At 71.3% G+C, this 19585-nt stretch carries 17 protein-coding genes and 1 riboswitch; of the genes, 12 read left to right on the top strand and 5 right to left on the bottom strand.

Going from position 1 to position 19585, the window contains the following annotated elements; genetic code table 11:
* Positions 1-31: 31 nt before the first annotated feature.
* Together ABZZ20_RS13140 and ABZZ20_RS13135 are read right to left on the bottom strand one after the other, a co-directional pair.
* Entirely contained in the window at positions 32-1489 is a 1458-nt protein-coding gene (locus ABZZ20_RS13140; RefSeq protein WP_356869502.1) for a solute carrier family 23 protein, read from the bottom strand.
* A gap of 63 nt (positions 1490-1552) precedes the next feature.
* Complete coding sequence (locus ABZZ20_RS13135) at positions 1553-2767, bottom strand: MFS transporter (RefSeq protein ID WP_356869501.1); 1215 nt, start codon at positions 2765-2767, stop codon at positions 1553-1555.
* Between the two features lie 56 nt (positions 2768-2823).
* Between ABZZ20_RS13135 and ABZZ20_RS13130 the strand changes: the two genes are divergently transcribed.
* Both ABZZ20_RS13130 and ABZZ20_RS13125 read left to right on the top strand, forming a co-directional pair.
* Positions 2824-3984 carry an ROK family transcriptional regulator gene (locus ABZZ20_RS13130; protein WP_356869500.1) on the top strand — a complete coding sequence of 387 codons (1161 nt, stop codon included), beginning with the start codon at positions 2824-2826 and terminating at the stop codon, positions 3982-3984.
* Between the two features lie 200 nt (positions 3985-4184).
* Positions 4185-5348, top strand: coding sequence for a transposase (locus ABZZ20_RS13125; RefSeq protein WP_356869499.1), 1164 nt, complete (start codon positions 4185-4187; stop codon positions 5346-5348).
* Between the two features lie 62 nt (positions 5349-5410).
* Here ABZZ20_RS13125 and ABZZ20_RS13120 read toward each other — a convergent pair whose 3' ends face one another.
* Together ABZZ20_RS13120 and ABZZ20_RS13115 are read right to left on the bottom strand one after the other, a co-directional pair.
* Positions 5411-5566 (bottom strand): sigma factor, encoded by a 156-nt coding sequence (locus ABZZ20_RS13120; RefSeq protein WP_356869498.1) that lies wholly within the window; start codon positions 5564-5566, stop codon positions 5411-5413.
* A 93-nt stretch (positions 5567-5659) separates the two neighbouring features.
* Entirely contained in the window at positions 5660-8002 is a 2343-nt protein-coding gene (locus tag ABZZ20_RS13115; protein WP_356869497.1) for a chitinase C-terminal domain-containing protein, read from the bottom strand.
* Between the two features lie 278 nt (positions 8003-8280).
* Positions 8281-8410: riboswitch (FMN riboswitch) on the top strand.
* Positions 8411-8627: 217 nt separating this feature from the next.
* On the opposite strand from ABZZ20_RS13115, the gene ribD reads away from it, so the two are divergent.
* From ribD to ABZZ20_RS13065, 10 genes are all read left to right on the top strand, one after another.
* Entirely contained in the window at positions 8628-9704 is a 1077-nt protein-coding gene (ribD, locus tag ABZZ20_RS13110; RefSeq protein ID WP_356869714.1) for a bifunctional diaminohydroxyphosphoribosylaminopyrimidine deaminase/5-amino-6-(5-phosphoribosylamino)uracil reductase RibD, read from the top strand.
* Positions 9705-10343, top strand: coding sequence for a riboflavin synthase (locus ABZZ20_RS13105; RefSeq protein WP_356869496.1), 639 nt, complete (start codon positions 9705-9707; stop codon positions 10341-10343).
* Positions 10340-10993: a nicotinamide mononucleotide transporter family protein gene (locus ABZZ20_RS13100; RefSeq protein WP_356869495.1), complete on the top strand. Its 654-nt coding sequence runs from the start codon at positions 10340-10342 to the stop codon at positions 10991-10993. Before ABZZ20_RS13105 ends, ABZZ20_RS13100 begins: the two co-directional genes overlap by 4 nt.
* Positions 10990-12288 (top strand): bifunctional 3,4-dihydroxy-2-butanone-4-phosphate synthase/GTP cyclohydrolase II, encoded by a 1299-nt coding sequence (locus ABZZ20_RS13095; RefSeq protein WP_356869494.1) that lies wholly within the window; start codon positions 10990-10992, stop codon positions 12286-12288. Before ABZZ20_RS13100 ends, ABZZ20_RS13095 begins: the two co-directional genes overlap by 4 nt.
* 56 nt (positions 12289-12344) lie before the next feature.
* Entirely contained in the window at positions 12345-12830 is a 486-nt protein-coding gene (gene ribH / locus ABZZ20_RS13090) for a 6,7-dimethyl-8-ribityllumazine synthase (RefSeq protein ID WP_030298869.1), read from the top strand.
* A gap of 34 nt (positions 12831-12864) precedes the next feature.
* Complete coding sequence (locus tag ABZZ20_RS13085; RefSeq protein ID WP_356869493.1) at positions 12865-13146, top strand: phosphoribosyl-ATP diphosphatase; 282 nt, start codon at positions 12865-12867, stop codon at positions 13144-13146.
* 76 nt (positions 13147-13222) lie between these two features.
* A complete protein-coding gene (gene hisG / locus ABZZ20_RS13080; RefSeq protein ID WP_356869492.1) occupies positions 13223-14071 on the top strand; it encodes an ATP phosphoribosyltransferase in 849 nt (282 codons plus the stop codon).
* 51 nt (positions 14072-14122) lie between these two features.
* The gene (locus ABZZ20_RS13075) at positions 14123-14587 is read left to right on the top strand and encodes a PH domain-containing protein (RefSeq protein WP_356869491.1); all 465 of its coding nucleotides are present in this window, start codon (positions 14123-14125) and stop codon (positions 14585-14587) included.
* A gap of 252 nt (positions 14588-14839) precedes the next feature.
* Positions 14840-16330: a hemolysin family protein gene (locus ABZZ20_RS13070; protein ID WP_356869490.1), complete on the top strand. Its 1491-nt coding sequence runs from the start codon at positions 14840-14842 to the stop codon at positions 16328-16330.
* Entirely contained in the window at positions 16327-17403 is a 1077-nt protein-coding gene (locus ABZZ20_RS13065) for a hemolysin family protein (RefSeq protein WP_356869489.1), read from the top strand. Before ABZZ20_RS13070 ends, ABZZ20_RS13065 begins: the two co-directional genes overlap by 4 nt.
* 28 nt (positions 17404-17431) lie before the next feature.
* On the opposite strand, the gene ABZZ20_RS13060 is transcribed toward ABZZ20_RS13065, so the two are convergent.
* A complete protein-coding gene (locus ABZZ20_RS13060) occupies positions 17432-19363 on the bottom strand; it encodes an AAA family ATPase (protein WP_356869488.1) in 1932 nt (643 codons plus the stop codon).
* Positions 19364-19585: the final 222 nt, after the last annotated feature.

The following is a 19585-nucleotide window of genomic DNA, read 5'->3' as shown; positions in this document are numbered from 1 at the left end:
CGTGTGCTTCGCCGGTTCGGGCGAACCCGGCTCAGGAACGCGTGTCCGGCGTGCCTTCTGCGTCCCGCTCGCCGCCCCGGCGACCGCCCTCGCCCGCGGTGCCGGCACTGCCCGCGTCTTCCTCGTCGTACGCCGAGGTGCCCGAGTCGAGCAGCGGTTCCTGCTCCTTGAGGTGCGCGGGCGCGAAGTACCTCAGCGTGTGGTAGCCCGTGATCACCACGATCGTGCCGAGTGCGATCCCGCCGAGCTCGAAGCTGTCCGTGACCTGCAGCTTCACCCCGCCGATGCCGATGATGATGCCCGCCGCGGCCGGCACCAGGTTCAGCGGATTGCGCAGGTCCACCCCGCCGTTGATCCAGATCTGGGCGCCGAGCAGGCCGATCATCCCGTAGAGGATGACGGTGATCCCGCCGAGCACCCCGCCGGGGATCGCCGCCACGACCGCGCCGAACTTCGGGCACAGGCCGAAGAGCAGCGCGAAGCCCGCCGCCGCCCAGTAGGCCGCCGTGGAGTAGACGCGGGTGGCCGCCATCACGCCGATGTTCTCGGAGTACGTGGTGTTCGGCGGGCCACCGACGGCCGTGGAGAGCATGGAGGCGGCGCCGTCGGCCGCGATCGCCGTGCCGAGCGTGTCGTCGAGCGGGTCGCCGGTCATCTCGCCGACGGCCTTGACGTGCCCGGCGTTCTCCGCGATCAGGGCGATCACCACCGGCAGGGCGATGAGGATCGCCGACCACTCGAAGGACGGCGCGTGGAAGGACGGCAGCCCGATCCAGTCGGCCTCGGCCACCTTCGACAGGTCCAGCCGCCAGTGGTCCACGGCCTCGGGCCCGCCCACCGTCGAGTGGATCTTCCCGAAGAGTAGGTCGAACAGCGCGGAGATCCCGTACCCGAAGACCAGTCCCAGGAAGATCGCGATGCGGGACCAGAACCCGCGCAGGCAGACCACGGCGAGCCCCGTGAACAGCATGGTCAGCAGCGCCGTCCACTGGTCCTGCGGCCAGTACGTGGAAGCCGTCACCGGCGCCAGGTTGAAGCCGATCAGCATCACCACCGCGCCCGTCACCACCGGCGGCATCGCTGCGTGGATGATCCGCGCGCCGAAGCGCTGCACCGCGAGCCCGGCCAGGAACAGTGCGGCGCCGACCACGAACACGGCGCCGGTGACCACCGCGCTGTCCCCGCCCGAGGCGCGGATAGCCGCCGCGACGCCCACGAACGAGAGCGAGCACCCCAGGTACGAGGGCACCCGGCCGCGGGTCGCAAGCAGGAAGATGGCCGTCGCGACGCCCGACATCATGATGGCCAGGTTCGGGTCCAGGCCCATCAGGACCGGCGCGACGAAACTCGCGCCGAACATGGCCACGACGTGCTGGGCACCCAGCCCGGCGGTCCGCGGCCACGACAGCCGCTCGTCCGGCCGCACCACCGCGCCGGGGGCGGGGGTCCGCCCGTCTCCGTGCAGGGTCCAGCGCACGCCGAGGCCCATGATCTACCACTTCCGTCGAGCCGTTGTGTCAAGCAACCGGGCCGCCGAGCGGCCAGCGACATATTACGGCTGGATTCCGGCGGGTTCGTCCCGATGGGCGGTCACGGAGGCCCTGACCGAAGGCTTCTGCCGCAGCACGGCGGCTCCCCCGACCAGCGCGAACGCCAGCAGGGTGACCAGTGCGAAGGAGACCACGAGTGAGGTCGCGTCCGCCACCGCGCCGATCGCCGACGGTGCGATCAGCCCCGAGGTGTACGTGATCGTCGCCACACCGGCGATGGCCTGCGCCGGGGCCGGCCCGCTGCGCGCGGCGGCTGCGAAGGCCAGCGGGACCACCACCGCGATGCCGAGCCCGATCAGCCCGAAGCCCGCCAGCGCCGCCGCAGGCTGGTGGACCGTCACCACGAGCAGGCCGCCGGCGGTGGCCGTCGCCCCGCCCGCCCGGACCGTGCGGACCGCCCCGAACCGATCCACCACCCGGTCCCCGACGAGCCGGGCGACGGCCATGGTGAGCGCGAAGGCGGTGGTGGAGGCGGCCGCGAGCCCGGCGTCCGTGTGCAGCACGTCCCGCAGGTAGACGGCCGACCAGTCCAGGCTCGCGCCTTCCGCGAAGACCGCGCAGAACCCGATCGCGCCGATCAGCAGCGCGGACTTCGGCGGCAGTGCGAAGTGCGGCGGCGCCGGCGCCTCCGCATCGCTGTGCAGGTCGAGCACCCCTCGTACGGCGACCAGCCCCGCCGCGGTCAGGGCGAGCGCGGCGATCAGGTGGTGCAGTTGCGCGTCGGTCCCGGCGTGGGCGGCGACCGTGCCCGCCGCCGAGCCCATGAGCGCGCCCGCGCTCCACATGCCGTGCAGCGAGGACATGATCGAGCGGCCGATCCGGTTCTCGGTCTCCACCCCGAGCGCGTTCATCGCCACGTCCGACATCCCGGAGGTGGCCCCGTAGACGAGGAGCGCGAAGCACAGCGTGACCAGGTTCGGGGCCAGGCTCGGAAGGATCAGCGAGAGGGTCCACAGGGTCAGCAGTGCGCGCAGCGCGGCGCGGGCCCCGAAACGGTGGTTGATGCGCCCGGCCAGCGGCATCGCGAGGGCCGCGCCCAGTGCGGGGAAGGCGAGGGCGAGGCCCAGGGTGCCCGCGCTGAGCTGTGCGTGGTCCTGGATCCAGGGGATGCGGGTGGCGAAGGAGCCGGTGACGGCGCCGTGGGCGCAGAAGACGGCGGCGATGGCGAAGCGGGCATGGCGCAGGCGCGCCGGGCTGAGGTCGGTTTCCCCTGTCATGACTATTAAACTATCAGGGACCCTGCCTGATAGTTAGTCTCGTGGAGCTACCTAAGATGAGCGCCGTGACTCCTGCCAAGGCCCTGACCCCTGCTGCTCCGTCGCCCGCCTCGCCGAGCACGGCCCGGGCCATCAACGACCGGCTCGCGCTGCGACTCCTCCAGGAGGAAGGGGCGCTGACGGCCACTCAGCTCAAGTCGATGACCGGCCTGTCCCGCCCCTCGGTCGCCGACCTCGTCGAGCGGCTGACCGAAGCCGGGCTGATCGAGGTTGTGGGGGAGTCGGGCGAACAACGCCGCGGCCCCAACGCCCGGTTGTACGGGATCGTCGCGCGCCGCGCGTACCTGGCGGCCCTGGACGTACGCACGGACAGCGCGACCGCGGTGGTCGCCGACCTCCTCGGCCGCCCCCTGGCCCAGGCGGCGCTCCCGGTGGACGCGGTCGACGAGGCCGTGGACGCGCTGGAGGGGCTCGCGCACGAGGCCGGCGCAGACCGGCTGCACACGGTGGTGGTCGGCGCCCCGGGGCTGGTGGCCCCGTCCAGCGGAGAACTGCGCAGCACGGCCGGCCTGCCGGCCTGGCACCGGGACCTGGTGGCGGCCCTCCAGTTGCGGCTGCCGGCCACGGTGGTCGTCGAGAACGAGACCAACCTCGCAGCCCTGGCCGAGCAGCGCGTGGGCGCGGCGCAGGACCTGGACTCCTTCGTCCTGCTGTGGCTGGGCGCGGGCGTCGGCGCGGCGGTGGTCCTCGACGGCCGGCTGCGCCGGGGGGCGTCCGGAGGGGCGGGCGAGATCGGCTTCCTCCCGGTCCCGGGCACGGGCGCGCTGCCCTCCGCCACGGACTGCGGGGGCGGGTTCCACGCGCTCGTGGGGCGGGAGGCGGTGGCGGCGCTGGCCGCGGAACACGGTTTCACCGGGCCGGTGGAGGAGGCGGTGGCAGGTGCCGCCGGCGGGGCCTTCCTCGACGCCCTGGCGGAACGGCTCGCCCTGGGCGCGGCGGCCGTCGCGGCGGTGCTGGACCCCGGGTGCGTGGTCCTGGGCGGCGAGCTCGGCAGGGCGGGCGGCGCCGACCTGGCAGGCCGGGTCGCCCACCGGCTGACGACGCTCACACCGGTGCCCGTGCAGGTCCGGGCCGGTGTCCTCGGCGACCCGGGCGTCCTCGTGGGCGCCCGCCTGGCCGCCCGCGAAGCGGCGCAGTCGACCTTGTTCGGCGCCTGACCCCGAGCAGCCCTCGGGTGCGCCCGCAGCCGCGCGGCGCCGATCGGCGACGCCCTCGCCCTGCCCCGCCTCGTCCCGCCGCGGGCGGGACCGCTGCTCGGAGCCGTGCTCCCGGCGTTGCCCGAGGGGCGGGCCGCGCGGTTCCGGGACGGCATTGGGGTTTGGCTCCCAGCGTGGTGACATAGATCAACGCTACGATCATGGGGGTGAAGCTCGTGGCGCAGGTGAAGCTGTTGCCGGAGGCCGAGCAGGCCGCCGCGCTGCGCTCCACCCTGCGCACGGTCAACGAGGCCGCGTGCTGGGTGTCCGGTGTGGCGTTCGAGCACGGTGTGCCGCGTGAGTACGAGCTGCGCAAACACACCTACGCCGAGTTGAAGGCGCGCGGGCTCGGGGCGCAAGCCGCTCAGCACGTCATCAAGAAGACCCGTGACGCCTACACCACGTTGAAGGCGAACATCACGGCCGGGAACCTGGGCAAGCCAGGATCGAAGCGCAGGGTCAAGGCGGAGTCGAAGCCGATCACGTTCCGGCCCCAGGCCGCGCAGCCGTACGACGACCGGTGTTTGAGTTGGCAGTACGACGCCGCAACCGTGTCGATCTGGACGACGGCCGGACGGCTCAAAAGCGTTCGCTTCGCCTGCTCCCCGGACGCGCTCAAGATGCTCCGCGAGCACCGCAAGGGCGAGTCCGACCTGATCGAACGCGACGGCGTGTTCTACCTGATCGCCGTCTGCGACATCCCCGAGGCCGAGCAGTACGAGCCTGACGGGTTCATCGGAGTCGACCTCGGCATCGCCAACATCGCCACCACCTCCACCGGCTACCGGGCCGCCGGTCGCGGCTTGAACCGGCACCGCAAACGACAGCTCGATCTGCGCAGGACGTTGCAGGCCAAGGGCACCAAGTCCGCCAAGCGCCTCCTCAAGAAGCGCTCCCGCAAGGAAGCCCGGCACACCGCCAACGTCAACCACATCGTCTCCAAGACCATCGTCACCACCGCTGAACGCACCGGCTCCGGTATCGCCCTGGAAGACCTCACGGGCATCCGAAGCCGGGTACGGCTGCGCAAGGACCAGCGGACCTCCCTGCACTCGTGGAGCTTCCACCAGCTCGCCGCCTTCGTTGAGTACAAGGCGAAGCGGGCCGGGGTGCCGCTGGTGTACGTCGATCCGGCGTACACCAGCCAGCAATGCTCCGAGTGCGGCCACATCGACCGGCGCAACCGCGTCGATCAAGCGACGTTCGCGTGCCGGTCCTGCGGGGCCCTCATGCACGCGGACGCCAACGCGTCCCACAACATCCGCCGCAAGGGCGAGACCGTGTGGACAGCGGGGCGTGAGTCACGCGTCCCTGCCACCCCATAGGGGTGTCTGGACGGAGGAGCCAACCCAGCAGCCAGTTGGGCGCTACCCCCAAACCCGGCCCTTCAGGACCGGGTCAAGTTGACGCACAGGTGGGTGACCACCTTGGCGAGCCAGGCCCCGAGGTGCTCGATGTCGTCGCGCTCGGCGGAGCTCCAGCGCAGGTAGGCGTCCTGGACGGTGTCCTCGGCCTCGGCGGAGGCGGTGACGGGTGTGATCACCGGGGAAGCGTACGAGGGGATCGGGCGGTGCACGCGCGGGGACCCGGTGGCCGCCGGGCCACCGGGTCCCCGTGTTCCTTCACCTGGGGGGTGTCAGCAGGCGCCCTGGTCCTTCCAGACGCCCCAGTCGCCGGTGGTGCCGGGTTCCTCGTTCTGCGTCCACCACTGCGCCTTCCAGTTGTGGCCCTTGTGGGAGACGGTCTGGCCGCCCGTATACACCGTGCCCGCCACGTACGCCGGGTTGCTGCACGTACCGCCCGGGGGCGGGGTCGTGGTCGGCGGGGTCGTCGCACCGCCCGGTTCCACCACCGTCACACCGCGCGCCAGGTCGCCGGCGATGCCGTACGTGTTCCCGCCGAAGCTCACCGTCCAGTTGGACGGGGTCGAGGTCGGGAGGTAGTAGACGAAGTCCAGCTCCACCGAGGCGCCCGGGGCCAGCGACTGCCAGGACGGCAGTTTGAGCGAGACCCGGTTGTAGTCGCCCTTGAGGCCGCCCACGTTGCTGCCCGTGTGGTCGCTGCGGATGATGGTGGTGTTCCAGCCGGACTGGTCCTTGGCGTTGCCCGGTGCCGAGGAGGAGTAGTCGAACTGGAACTCCGTACCGCCGGGCAGGGCCGCCGTCGTGTTGTTGGTGATCTTCAGCTTGGGGCTGATCGGGTAGTTGGAGTCGCCCAGCGGGAACTGCCCGAAGTCGACGTCCACCTTGATCGCCTGGCTCGGCATGCCGATGGTGGCGCGCTTGGCCCCGTACGGCGCGGCCGACTTGAACTTCTCGTACATCGTCGTGGTGAGGGTGTCGCCCATCTCGTACTGGCCCTTGGCCGTGTTGTACGCGTAGTCGCCCGCCAGCTCCCAGACCATGGTGCCGCCGATGCCCTTGTTCACCACGTAGTCGGCCTTGGCGGCGACGGACTGCTCGTCCTCCGTCGACAGGAAGACCTTCTTCTGGTCGTTCCACAGCCACGGCGCCACCAGTGTGGAGTCGTACTTGCGGACGTAGGTGCCGGTCAGGGTGGTGTTCGCCGGGAACCCGTACCGGGTGACGTAGTCGCCGACGACGCCCTTCTCCAGGTTCTTGGCGTGCCACATCGGGTTGGAGCCCGCCGGGGACTCGACGCCGTTGGTGTCCAGGTCGTGCCACAGGTTGTCGATGCCGACCGCGCCGTCACCGCACTTGGTCAGGCCCGCACCGGCCGGGCACGTGGTGGCCGGGGCCTTGCCCCACAGGCCGTCCGTGCCGCCCTGCACGTTCTTGAAGCCGCGGGTGTAGTACGGCAGGCCCATGTTGATGCGGCCCGACGGCATGGAACCGCGGAAGTAGTGGTACGCCCAGTCGGAGTTGAGGTAGCCGATGCCGCCGTACTGGGAGGTGGAGTAGACGCCGGCGGCGGCCAGTTCGCCGTCCTTGCCGTCGTCGAAGAGCGAGGCGTTCGGGCCGACGTACTCGTTCCAGGCGCCGTGCAGGTCGTAGGACATGATGTTGACGTAGTCCAGGTACTTCTGCATCTGGAACGTCTCCATGCCCCGCAGCAGGTAGCCGGAGGAAGGGGCGGCGACGGAGAGCAGGTAGTGCTTGCCGTCGGCGGCGCCCGCACGGTCGAGCTTCTCGCGCAGCGACTTCATCAGCGCGGCGTAGCCCTTGACCAGCCCGGCCCGGCGGGCGTTCGAGAGCTGCCAGTCGAGCGGGTTGCCCGCGTCCTTCATGGTGGTCGGGTACTCGTAGTCGATGTCCACGCCGTTGAACCCGTACGTGCGGATGAACTGGACCGAGGAGTCGGCGAAGGTGTCGATGCCGGCCTGGTTGACCGAGCCGTCGGCGTTGGTGGCCATCGAGTAGAAGCCGCCGGACGCCACTCGGTTGCCGTCGTCGCCGAAGTAGCCGCCGGTCTCGGCCCAGCCGCCGACCGAGATCAGCGTCTTGACGTCGGGGTACTGCTTCTTGAACTTGTTCAGCAGGTTGAAGTGGCCCTTGTACGGGAGGGCGGGATCCATCTCGGCGCCCGCGACACCCGGCCAGGTCATCCCGGTGGCGGCGTTGTTCGCGTTGTCCGTTCCCACCGAGATCTTGTTGTCGCTGCCCACGTGGGCGAAGGCGTAGTTCAGGTGGGTGACCTTGGACCACGGGACGTTGTTGGCGAGGTAGGCGGGGGTGCCGTCCTTGCCGGTCCGCCAGCCCGTGAAGTATCCGATGACGCGGCGCTGGTGGTCGGCGCCCATCTTCTCGCGGCCCTCGGAGTCGTAGACCGAGCAGTACGGGACGTCGACGCCGGCCGTCTTGTAGAGCCCGTCGGGTCGACAGCTCTCTTCCCCGGACTCCGCCTGGGGGGACCCCCAGGCTGCATGCGAAAACGTCGTCGACAGCGCCGGTAGCAGCAGTCCGGCGATCGCGGCGCCGGATGCCAGGAGCATCGCTCTCGTACGTGTGGGGGACGGCATGGTGCCTCCTGGGGAGGGGAGGATGGCGGGACACGAAGGACACAACAGGCGGAGAAGTGGTGCGTGTTGGCCCGTGACGTGCGCACATCTGACGGGCTGTCTCCCAGGGAGGGTGAAGGGAACGTTAAGAGGACTAGACCACCCAGTCAATAGGTCTGGACCAACCTCGGACGGACTTGACGGACTCCCGCACAGTCGCCCCTCTGTGACCCAGGCCACAGCCCCCGGCTCGCGTGGCCGTCGATCGCCCGTGGCAAACTGGCTCCAGTACCAGTAAGCAGCGCACTCCGGGGTCGGTGTAATTCCGAACCGGCGGTATAGTCCGCGACCCGTCCGCAGCCAGCGGCCGGTTGACCAGGTGAAATTCCTGGACCGACGGTGAAAGTCCGGATGGGAGGCAGTGCGCGGCGGGCCAGTCACCGGTACGCCGCCGTCGGCGGTTCATCGGCGCATCCCTGTGGATGCGTCCGAGCGGACCGTTTCTCCGGCCTCGGCGTCCCCGCGTGAGCTGTACCGCTTCATCTGTCGTATCCCGACAGGCCCCGGAGTCCGTGCCCGATGGAGGCAGGAGGACCCGGTGGCGACCCACGCCGCGCACGCACCGCACGACGCCGACGCGCAGGCCATGCGCCGCGCCATCGAGCTCGCGGCCCGTGGACTCGGTTCCACCAGCCCCAACCCGGTCGTCGGCTGCGTCATCACCGACGCCGCGGGCACCATCGTCGGCGAGGGCTGGCACGAGCGCGCCGGCGGCCCGCACGCCGAGGTCCACGCCCTGCGCGCGGCCGGCGGAGCGGCCCGCGGCGGCACCGCCTACGTCACCCTCGAACCCTGCAACCACACGGGTCGTACGGGCCCCTGCGCCCAGGCCCTCGTCGAGGCCGGCATCACCCGCGTGGTCTACGCCGTCGCCGACCCGAACCCGCAAGCCAGCGGTGGTGCCGTCACCTTGCGCGCCGCCGGGATCACGACCGAGGGCGGAGTGCTGGAGGCCGAGGCCGAGGCGGGCAACACCGCCTGGCTCACCTCCGTACGGCTGGGTCGCCCGCACGTGACCTGGAAGTACGCCGCTACCCTCGACGGCCGCAGCGCCGCCGCGGACGGCAGCAGCCGCTGGATCACCTGCCCGGAGTCCCGCGCCGACGTCCACCGGCTGCGCGCCGAGGCCGACGCCGTCCTCGTCGGCGGCGGCACCCTGCGGGCCGATGACCCGCACCTGGCCGTGCGCGGGATCGAGGGCGCCACCCAGCCGCTGCGCGTCGTCCTGGACACCCGCGCCGCACTCCTGCCCAGTGCCCGCGTCCTCGACGACGCGGCGCCCACGCTGCTCGTCGTCGGCGAGGACGCCGACGCCCGGCACCTGCCGGGCGTCGAACTGCTCCGGCTGCCCCTGCACGACGGGCGCATCGCCGTCCCCGACCTGCTCGCGCAGCTGTACGCCCGCGGCGTGCGTTCCGTCTTCCTGGAAGGCGGCCCCACCCTGGCTGGTGCCTTCCTCGCGGCGGGCGCCGTCGACCGGGTCATCGGCTACCTCGCCCCGGCGCTCCTGGGCTCCGGCCCCGCCGCTCTCGCCGACGCAGGCATCACCACCATCGCCCGCGCGGTCCGCCTCGACATCACCGAGGCCGTCCGCGTCGGCGCCGATCTCCGCATCACCGCCGTCCCCGAAGCCGCCCCCACCACCGCCCCCAAGGAGCACTGAGTGTTCACCGGAATCGTCGAAGAACTGGGCGAGGTCACCGCCGTCGAGCAGCTCTCGGAGGCCTCCCGCTTCCGCCTGCGCGGCCCCGTCGTCACTGACGGCGCCAAGCACGGTGACTCCATCGCCGTCAACGGCGTCTGCCTGACCGTCGTGGAGACCGCCGACGGCGAGTTCACCGCCGACGTCATGCAGGAGACCCTGAACCGCTCCAGCCTCGGCGCCCTCCAGAAGGGCTCGCGGGTCAACCTGGAGCGTCCGATGGCCCTCGGCGGACGACTCGGCGGCCACCTGGTCCAGGGGCACGTGGACGGCACCGGCGAGATCCTCTCCCGGACTCCCTCGGAGCACTGGGAGATCGTGAAGGTCTCGCTCCCGCAGAACCTTTCGAGGTACGTCGTGGAGAAGGGCTCCATCACGGTGGACGGCGTCAGCCTCACCGTGGTCGAGGCCGCCGCCGACTACTTCACCATCAGTCTCATCCCCACCACCCTCGCGCTGACCACGCTCGGCATCAAGCAGCCCGGCGACCCGGTCAACCTTGAGGTCGACGTCCTCGCGAAATACGTCGAACGCCTGCTGGCCGCCGGCGTCGACCCGCTGACCGCGACGTCCGACGACCGGCAGGAGGAGACCCGGTGAGCGCCCTCAGCTGGCTCAACACGGAGGCCTTCACGGTCTTCGAACAGAAGGTCATCTGGTCCGACATGATCGGCAACCTGATCGGCCTGGCCGCCCTCGCCCTCGGCTGGCGCCGCTCCCTGTGGACCTGGCCCGCCCAGCTGCTGTCCGGCCTGATCCTGATAGCCGCCTACGCCTCGGCCCACCTCGCCGGCGGCGTCGGCAAGCAGCTCCTCGTCATCGGCGTGGCCGTGTGGGGCTGGCGTGCCTGGCAGCTCGGCAAGCGGCAGGCCCAGGACGGAACCCTCGCGGTGCGCACCGCCACCTGGACGGAGCGCGGGCTGCTGCTCGCCGGCGCGGCCCTCGGCACGCTCGCCGTCGGCGGCCTGTTCACGCTCTTCCCGAACCTGTCGTGGAGCCCGTGGGCCGACGCCTACATCTTCGTCGGCACGATCGTCGCGATGGTCGCCCAGGCCCGCGGCCTGGTCGAGTTCTGGTTCGCCTGGCTCCTGGTCGACCTGGTCGGCGTCCCGCTCGCCTTCACCAACGGACTGGCCTTCTCCGGGCTCGTCTACGTCGTCTACTTCGCACTCGTCCTGTGGGGTGCCCACGACTGGTACCAGCGCTCGCGCACCACTCCCGCCCCGGCCCTGGAAGGAGCAACGGCATGAACACCCTCAAGCCCGTGCCCGACATCGACGCCGTCCTCGACGCGACCTTCCGGCTCGACCCCGTCGAGCAGGCCATCCGTGACATCGCGGCCGGCCGCCCCGTCGTCGTCGTCGACGACGAGGACCGCGAGAACGAGGGCGACCTCGTCGTCGCCGCCGAGAAGGCCACCCCCGAGATCGTCGCGTTCATGATGAGCGAGTGCCGCGGCCTGATCTGCGCCCCCATGGAGGGCCCCGAGCTGGAGCGGCTCGAACTGCCGCAGATGGTCCAGAGGAACACCGAGTCGATGCAGACGGCCTTCACCGTCTCCGTCGATGCGAGCGCCGCCCACGGCGTCTCCACCGGCATCTCCGCCGCAGACCGCGCCACCACCCTGCGGATGCTCGCCGACGGCGTCTCCGAGCCCTCGGACTTCGTGCGCCCCGGCCACGTCTTCCCGCTGCGCGCCAAGCCCGGCGGCGTGCTGGTCCGCAACGGCCACACCGAGGCCGCCGTGGACCTCGCCCGCCTCGCGGGCCTGCGTCCGGTCGGTGCGATCGTGGAGATCGCCGGCGAGGACGGCGTCATGCTGCGCCTCCCGGAGCTGATCCCGTTCGCCCGCAAGCACGGCCTGACGATCATCTCCATCGAGGACCTGATCGCCTACCGCCGCTCCGCCGAGCCCACCGTGCGCCGCGAGGCCCAGGTCACCCTGCCGACGGCCCACGGAGACTTCACCGCGTACGGCTACCGTTCCACCGTGGACGGGGTCGAGCACGTCGCCCTCGTCCACGGCGAGATCGGTGACGGCACTGACGTCGTGGTCCGGGTCCACTCCGAATGCCTGACCGGCGACATCTTCCACTCCCTGCGCTGCGACTGCGGCCCCCAGCTGCACGCCTCCATGGCCCGCATCAAGGCCGAGGGCCGCGGCGTGGTCGTCTACCTGCGCGGTCACGAGGGCCGCGGAATCGGACTGGTGTCCAAGCTGCGCGCGTACGAGCTCCAGGAGCGGGGTCGCGACACCCTGGACGCCAACCTGGAGCTCGGTCTGCCGGCCGATGCCCGCGACTACGCCGCCGGCGCGCAGATCCTCGCCGACCTCGGCGTCAAGAGCGTCCGGCTGCTGACCAACAACCCCGACAAGTCCGCAGCCCTCGTACGGCACGGCATCACGGTCTCCGACCGGGAGGCCATGCCGGTGGAGGCGGGCGAGCACAACCTGCGGTACCTGCGCACCAAGCGGGACCGGATGGGCCACGACCTGCCGTGGCTGGACGGGGTCGCGACCACGTCCGCCTGCGGCAACCAGTAAGCACGTACACCCGGCACGAACCACACGAACCACACGAACGATCGAGGAGCACAGCTGTGAGCGGCAAGGGCGCACCCGAACTGAGCGTAAGGAACTGCGGAGACCTCCGGGTCGCGGTCATCGCGGCCCAGTGGCACGAGAAGGTCATGGACGGGCTCGTCGACGGCGCCCTGCGTGCCCTGCACGAGCTGGGCATCGACGAGCCCACCCTGCTCCGCGTTCCCGGCAGCTTCGAGCTCCCGGTCGTGGCGAAGGTACTGGCCGGTCGCGGTTACGATGCCATCGTCGCCCTCGGAGTCGTCATCCGCGGCGGCACCCCGCACTTCGACTACGTCTGCCAGGGCGTCACCCAGGGCCTGGTGCAGGTGTCGATCGACACCGGAGTCCCCGTCGGCTTCGGCGTACTGACCTGCGACAACGACGAGCAGGCGCTGGACCGCGCCGGGCTTGAGGGGTCGAACGAGGACAAGGGGCACGAAGCGGTCATCGCCGCCGTCTCCACTGCTGCGACCCTGCGGTCCGTCAGCGAACCCTGGCGCTGAGTGGCGGCGGGAGACCCGTATTCTGAGGACCATCATGGCGAACAAACCCACCAAGAGCTTCGAAGAGCTCTTCACCGAGCTCCAGCTCAAGGCCGCCACCGGCGACCCCAGTACCTCCCGTACCGCCGAGCTCGTCGGCAAGGGCGTCCATGCCATCGGCAAGAAGGTCGTCGAGGAGGCCGCCGAGGTCTGGATGGCCGCCGAGTACGAGGGCAAGGAAGCCGCCGCCGAGGAGATCTCCCAGCTGCTGTACCACGTTCAGGTGATGATGGTGGCGCGCGGGATCTCCCTCGATGACGTCTACGCGCACCTCTAGGCCGGAGCTGAACGCGGGTCCCCGTAGGTCCTCCCGCACCACCCAAACCCATCGCACACGCACTGAAGGAAGCCCCATGCTGCGCATCGCCGTCCCCAACAAGGGTTCACTCTCCGGACCGGCGTCGGCGATGCTCCATGAGGCCGGCTACCGCCAGCGCAAGGAGTCCAAGGAGCTCGTGGTCGTCGACCCCGAGAACGAGGTGGAGTTCTTCTACCTCCGCCCCAAGGACATCGCGATCTACGTCTCCTCGGGCAAGCTCGACATCGGCATCACCGGCCGCGACCTGCTGCTCGACTCCGGCGCCAGTGCGCAGGAGATCCTCCCGCTGAACTTCGGCCGGTCCACCTTCCGCTACGCCACCAAGCCCGGCACCGCGAAAGGCCCCGAAGACTTCAACGGCATGACGATCGCGACCTCGTACGAGGGAATCGTCGCCAAGCACCTCGCCGACCAGGGCATCGACGCCTCCGTCGTGCACCTGGACGGCGCGGTCGAGACCGCCATCCAGCTCGGCGTCGCCCAGATCATCGCGGACGTCGTCGAGACCGGCACCAGCCTGCGCAATGCCGGCCTGGAGGTCATCGGCGAGCCGATCCTCACTTCGGAGGCCGTGGTCATCCGGGGCAACGGCACCGACGCCGACAACCCGCAGGCCCAGCAGTTCCTGCGCCGCCTCCAGGGCGTCCTGGTCGCCCGCAGCTACGTGATGATGGACTACGACTGCCGCGCCGAGCACCTCGAACGCGCCGTCTCCCTCACCCCGGGCCTGGAGTCGCCGACCGTCTCACCCCTGCACAACGAGGGTTGGGTCGCCGTCCGTGCGATGGTCCCCGCCAAGGAGGCGCAGCGGATCATGGACGACCTGTACGAGCTCGGTGCGCGCGCGATCCTCACGACCTCGATCCACGCCTGCCGTCTCTGACCCGTACGTCACCCGATCCGTACGTCCCCTCCAGAAGGCATCACCAGCATCATGGCCGAGTCCGCCGCCCCATCCGCACCGCCCGCCCTGCCGGTCACCTTCCGGCCGACCCGCACCCGGGTCGTCCTGCTGAGCGTCGGGCTCGCCATGTTCGCCACCATCACGGCGATCGCCTTCCTCCTGGAGAACCTCAGCCCGGGGGAGCGGATCAGCTTCGTCTTCACCGCCGTCCTGCTGACCTCCGTCCTCGTTCTGCTCAGCCGCCCCAAGGTCGTCGCGGACGAGGCGGGCGTGACCGTGGTCAACCTGACCAACACCCGCCGCCTGGAGTGGGCGCAGATCCTGCGCGTCAACCTCCGACCCGGCGACCCGTGGGTGTTCCTGGACCTCAGCGACGGCACCAGCCTGCCCGTCCTGGGCATCCAGCCCGGGGTGGCCAGGCAGCAGGCCATCGGCGACGCCCGCGCCCTGCGCGCCCTCGCCGAGACCTTGGGAACCGGGCCGCGCGACCACTGAGCCGCCCCCGGGCTGACCTCGAACCGCCCTCCCGCCGGTCTCGGGCGGGGCACCGGAGCGACAACCGACCGCTGCGTCCCATTGCGGCGGCGATCTCAATGACTACCCTGGTGCGGGGCGCAGCTGTGCGCCCTCCCACCGGCCCTGGGACCCCGTGGCCCGTGGGCACCTACGACTCGAGGAGTGACTCCCTCCAGCAATGGACGGATCGTCCGGTAGTACCCGCGCCGCCCTCCCCACGGAGGCGGCGGCATGACCATCCCGCTACTCCTGCTCGTGGCGGCATTCGCCCTGATCCTCGCCAACGGTTTCTTCGTGGCGGCCGAGTTCGGCCTCGTCACGGTGGAGAGACCGGAGGCCGAGAGCGCCGCAGCGGACGGTGACCGCCGTGCGCGCACGGTGGTCGAGGCCCTGCGAGAGCTGTCCTTCCAGCTCTCCGGCACCCAGCTCGGCATCACCATCACCTCCCTCGTGGTCGGCATGCTCGCCGAACCGGCCCTCGCCGCACTGCTTGCCGGGCCGCTCGCGGCGACCGGCCTGCCCGCGGGAGCGGTCTCCGGCATCGCCGTGTTCGTCGGCATGCTGCTCGCCTCCGCCGTCCAGATGGTCGTCGGCGAGCTCGTCCCGAAGAACTGGGCCGTCTCCCGGCCGCTCCAGGTGGCCCGCTTCGTGGCCGGCCCGCAACAGGTCTTCTCCCGTGCCTTCCGGCCGGTCATCGCCGGCCTCAACGCCGTCGCCAACCGCCTCGTGCGGGCGCTCGGCGTGGAACCGGCCGAGGAGATGGCCTCCGCCCGCACCCCCGGCGAACTGGTCTCCCTGGTCCGCCATTCGGCCCAGGCCGGCGCCCTCGAACAGGACACCGCCGACCTCTTCGTACGGACCCTCTCGCTGGGCGAGCTCACCGCCCAGCACGTCATGACCCCCCGGGTGAAGGTCAGCGCCCTCCAGCACACGGCCACCGCGGCCGACGTGCTCAACCTGACGCGCGCCACCGGGTTGTCCCGGTTCCCGGTCTACCGCGAGCGCATCGACGAGGTCACCGGTGTCGTCCACCTCAAGGACGCCCTCGCCGTGCCCGAGTCCGAACGCGCCCGCACCACCGTGAGCCGGATCTGCGTCCCCCCGCTGCTGGTGCCCGGCTCCCTGCCGGTCCAACCGCTGCTGGAACGACTGCGGAGCGAACAGCCGATGGCCGTGGTCGTCGACGAGTACGGCGGCACCGCCGGGGTGGTCACCCTGGAGGACATCGTGGAAGAGCTCGTAGGCGAGGTCCGCGACGAACACGACCTCGCCGAGGACCACCACCCCGAGCTGGCAGCCGTACCCGCCGAGGACGGCCGTCCCTCCTGGGAGGCCGACGGCAGCTGCCGGGTGCAGACGCTGCGCCGGATAGGCCTGGAGGTGCCCGAAGGCCCGTACGAGACCGTCGCCGGTCTCGTCGCGGACCTGCTCGGCCGCATCCCCGCTCCCGGGGACCGCGCCGAACTGCCCGGCTGGAAGCTGTCCGTCCGTCAGGTCGGCCGCTACCGGGCCGAGCGGGTCCGGCTGGTCCGGCTGCTCCCCGCCCCCCACCCGGGGCAAGCGGAACCGTCCGGCCCCGAGCCGGTGTCCGACCGCGCGCCGGGCGCACGCCCGGCACCCCGCCCGGCAGCCCGTCCCGAATACGGCTCCCTCGCCGGGCAGCCCGCCGCCGGACAACCGGCCGCCGTGCTCAGGAACGACGTGGAAACGGCCGCCCGATGAACGCCTTGCAACTGCTCTTCGCCCTGCTCCTGGTCCTCGCCAACGGCTTCTTCGTGGGCGCCGAGTTCGCCCTCGTCTCCGTGCGGCGCAGCCAGATCGAGCCGCTGGCCGCCTCCTCCAAGCGGGCCCGCCAGGTGCTGCACGGTCTGGAGAACCTGCCGCGGATGATGGCGGCGGCCCAGTTCGGCATCACCATCTGTTCCCTGACCCTGGGTGCGGTCGCCGAGCCGACGATCTCCCGCCTGCTGGAGCCCGTCTTCCATGCGGTGCACGTCCCCCAGGGTGTGATCCACCCGCTCGGCTATGCGGTGGCCCTCGCTGCCGTGGTCTTCCTGCACCTGGTCATCGGCGAGATGGTGCCGAAGAACCTCGCCATGGCCGCACCCGAGCGGACCGCGCTCTGGTTCAGTCCGGGCCTGGTGGCGTTCGCCCGGGTGTGCGGCCCCGTCACCACCGCGTTGGGTGCCTGCGCCCATCTGGTGCTGCGCCTCTTCAAGGTGGAGCCCAAGGACGAGGTCGAGGCCGTCTACACGAGCGCGCAGCTCGGCCGGCTCGTCGAGGACTCCCGACTGGCCGGGCTCCTGGAGCCCGGCGAGCAGGAGCGCCTGGAGGACGCCCTGGAACTGGGCAGCCGCCCGGTCACCGACGTGCTGCTGCCCCGGGACCGGCTCGTCACGGTAGGCCCCTCGGCGACCCCGCGGCAGATCGAGCAGCTGACCGTCCGCACCGGCTACTCCCGCTTCCCCGTCCGCTCCGAGAACGGCGCCTTCATGGGCTACCTGCACGTCAAGGACGTGCTGGACCTCGAAGACCGGGAGCGGGCCGTGCCCCAGCGGGTCTGGCGCCGGATGACCACCCTGTCCGCCACCCTCCCGCTGGACGACGCGCTCAGCGTCATGCGCCGGGACGCCACCCATCTGGCCCAGGTCGCCGACCCGGCCGGGCGGGTCCTGGGTCTGGTCGCCCTGGAGGACGTCCTGGAGATGCTGGTCGGAGAGGTGCGCGACCCCGCGCACCGCACGGCTCTGCAGGCCCGCCGGGCACCCCGGAGCGAAGGGGCCATGGTGGGCTGAGGCCTGCCGGCCCGGGGCCGCTTCCGCGTCACAGCGGCGGCGGCTCCGGGCGGTCGCGGTCCTGTGGGCCCCTGCCCGACAGCACCTCCCCGTACGCCTGCATCAGGTCGGGCAGCCGCAGCGTCGCCAGGTCGTCCCGGGAGGGCTCGCCGGCGAAGCCCGCCAGCCGCAGGTCCCGGTAGGCGCAGCTCTTCTCGTACAGGGTGCGCAGGAAGCGGCCGTTGCCCAACTCGTCGATCCAGCCCTGCTCCACCACGTGCCCGCTGATGCTGCGCAGCTCCTCCAGGGCCTCCTCGTCCCAGCAGTCCCCGTTCGCGTCCGCCAGCACCCCACCGATCGCCGTCAGTTCCAGCGGTCGGTAGCTGGGGAAGTCCACGCGGGTGGTGAACCGCGAGGACAGCCCCGGGTTGGCGGCGAGCAGCCGGTCCATCCCGGCGGGATAGCCGGCCAGGATCACCACCAGGTGGTCCCGGTTGTCCTCGGCCCGCTTCAGCAGCACCTGGAGGGCCTCGTCCCCGTAGGCGTCGCCCTTGCTGTAGCCGGAGTTGGACAGGCTGTACGCCTCGTCCACGAACAACACCCCGCCGATCGCCGAATCGATCAGCTCATTGGCCTTCACCGCGGTCTGCCCGAGGAACTCGCCCACCAGGTCGGCCCGTTGGGCCTCCACCAGATGGTCCCCGCCGAGCAGGCCGAGCGCGTAGAACACGCGGCCCAAGATCCTGGCCACGGTCGTCTTGCCCGTCCCGGAGGGCCCGGAGAACACGAAGTGCCGTTTCGGCGGCTGCACCGGCAGGCCCTGGCCGGCCCGCAGCCGGGCCATGTGCAACTGCGCGGAGAGCGCCTTCACCTGCCGCTTCACCGGCTCCAGGCCCACCATCCGCTCCAGCTCGGCGAGCGCCTGGGCGAGCAGGGCCGGATCGGCGGGCGCCGCCGGCAACCCTCCGGGCGCGGCTTGCGGCGGAACGGCCACCTTACGGCGCGCGCCCTCCACCCGGTCCGTGGTCGGCGCCCCGAACCGCGGATCGGGCTCCGGCGCGAGCAACGGGTCGGACTCCAGCTGCCCGTCCGCCGCGACGTCCTGGACGGGGCCGCCGCCGAGGACCACGGCCGCGAAGTCCCCGCCGACCGGGGACAGACCGTGCCCGGCGTACCCCTCGTAGCCGGATCCGGCGTACCCGGCGTACCCGTCGTAGTCCTCGCTGTCCTCGATCGCCGTCAGCCGGGCCGCCGTGTCCATGAACGCCGGGTCCACCCGGTGCACCGCCCGGTACAGCGGCAACGCCGCCGCGCTGCGCCCGGTCCCCTCGTGCGCCCGCGCCAGCCAGTACCGCAGTTCCTTGCGCTGCGGCTGCTCACTGCGGCACCGCATCAGGGCCGCCGACAGCATCGGCTCGGCCTGTCCGTACATCTCCAGCCGGACCCGGGCCATACCGCCGAAGAGTCCCGCCTCGATCCCCAGGAGCGGATCGTCGACGAGCGGCTCGGTGTGCCGGACCAGCTGTTCCCAGTCCTTGACCAGGTAGGCGCGGCAGGCGTGCAGGAACCGCACCTGAAGGTCGGTGTCCACCGGTGGGAGGGCGGCCAACGCCTGGTCCAGCTCGGGTACGTGCCGGCCGTCCAGCCAGTGCGAGGCGTGGGCCAGCAGGAGGTCGCGCCGGCTCTCCAGCACCGGCTGTACCCACCAGCCCAGCCAGTACCAGGAGTTCAGTGTCCGCCGGTGCCGGGCCCGTTGCTCACCGAAGCGGTCGCGGTGGGCGTACATGCGCAATAAGGCGTTCGTGGTGTCCACCCGGAGCGCGTGCAGGCCCAGCCATGCGTCGGCCATCGAGGGATCCAGTCGTACGGCCGTCCGGAACTCCTCCTCGGCCTGCGGATACGCGCCCATGGTGCAGGCGTCGACCCCGCGCAGCCAGGCGAGTTCGGCCGGGGCGTGCGTGCCCGGCGTGCCGAAATCCATCACATCCCCCACAAGCCTGCCCCCGTGGTGCACAGCAACCCCCGCGTCGCGCCCACGAGTTGTCCACTGCGCCGATGAAATCAGGGGTGCATCGTACCTGCGGCTACGCACCATACGTAGGGTGCCGCAGGCACCGGTCGGCGACGCACCATCGGGACGCGAGGTGACTCAGGGTGAAGATTTCGGGGAGGCTCGCCCCGTGCGGGCCGGCGTAGGAGCCGG

Source organism: Streptomyces sp. NPDC006430 (genome assembly GCF_040612395.1).
Classification (GTDB): Bacteria; Actinomycetota; Actinomycetes; order Streptomycetales; family Streptomycetaceae; genus Streptomyces.
Note: the sequence above shows the minus strand (reverse complement) of the source record. Positions and strands in the feature narration are given on the sequence as shown.

What these genes read in the sequence shown, in the direction of transcription:
- ABZZ20_RS13075 (WP_356869491.1), top strand. Translation starts at nt 14,123, where the DNA reads ATGGCCGAGTCCGCCGCCCCATCCGCACCGCCCGCCCTGCCGGTCACC.
- ABZZ20_RS13125 (WP_356869499.1), top strand. Translation starts at nt 4,185, where the DNA reads ATGGGGGTGAAGCTCGTGGCGCAGGTGAAGCTGTTGCCGGAGGCCGAG.
- ABZZ20_RS13130 (WP_356869500.1), top strand. Translation starts at nt 2,824, where the DNA reads ATGAGCGCCGTGACTCCTGCCAAGGCCCTGACCCCTGCTGCTCCGTCG.
- ABZZ20_RS13140 (WP_356869502.1), bottom strand. Translation starts at nt 1,489, where the DNA reads ATGGGCCTCGGCGTGCGCTGGACCCTGCACGGAGACGGGCGGACCCCC.
- ABZZ20_RS13060 (WP_356869488.1), bottom strand. Translation starts at nt 19,363, where the DNA reads ATGGATTTCGGCACGCCGGGCACGCACGCCCCGGCCGAACTCGCCTGG.
- ABZZ20_RS13070 (WP_356869490.1), top strand. Translation starts at nt 14,840, where the DNA reads ATGACCATCCCGCTACTCCTGCTCGTGGCGGCATTCGCCCTGATCCTC.
- ABZZ20_RS13095 (WP_356869494.1), top strand. Translation starts at nt 10,990, where the DNA reads ATGAACACCCTCAAGCCCGTGCCCGACATCGACGCCGTCCTCGACGCG.
- ABZZ20_RS13115 (WP_356869497.1), bottom strand. Translation starts at nt 8,002, where the DNA reads ATGCCGTCCCCCACACGTACGAGAGCGATGCTCCTGGCATCCGGCGCC.
- ABZZ20_RS13135 (WP_356869501.1), bottom strand. Translation starts at nt 2,767, where the DNA reads ATGACAGGGGAAACCGACCTCAGCCCGGCGCGCCTGCGCCATGCCCGC.
- hisG (WP_356869492.1), top strand. Translation starts at nt 13,223, where the DNA reads ATGCTGCGCATCGCCGTCCCCAACAAGGGTTCACTCTCCGGACCGGCG.
- ABZZ20_RS13065 (WP_356869489.1), top strand. Translation starts at nt 16,327, where the DNA reads ATGAACGCCTTGCAACTGCTCTTCGCCCTGCTCCTGGTCCTCGCCAAC.
- ABZZ20_RS13085 (WP_356869493.1), top strand. Translation starts at nt 12,865, where the DNA reads ATGGCGAACAAACCCACCAAGAGCTTCGAAGAGCTCTTCACCGAGCTC.
- ribD (WP_356869714.1), top strand. Translation starts at nt 8,628, where the DNA reads ATGCGCCGCGCCATCGAGCTCGCGGCCCGTGGACTCGGTTCCACCAGC.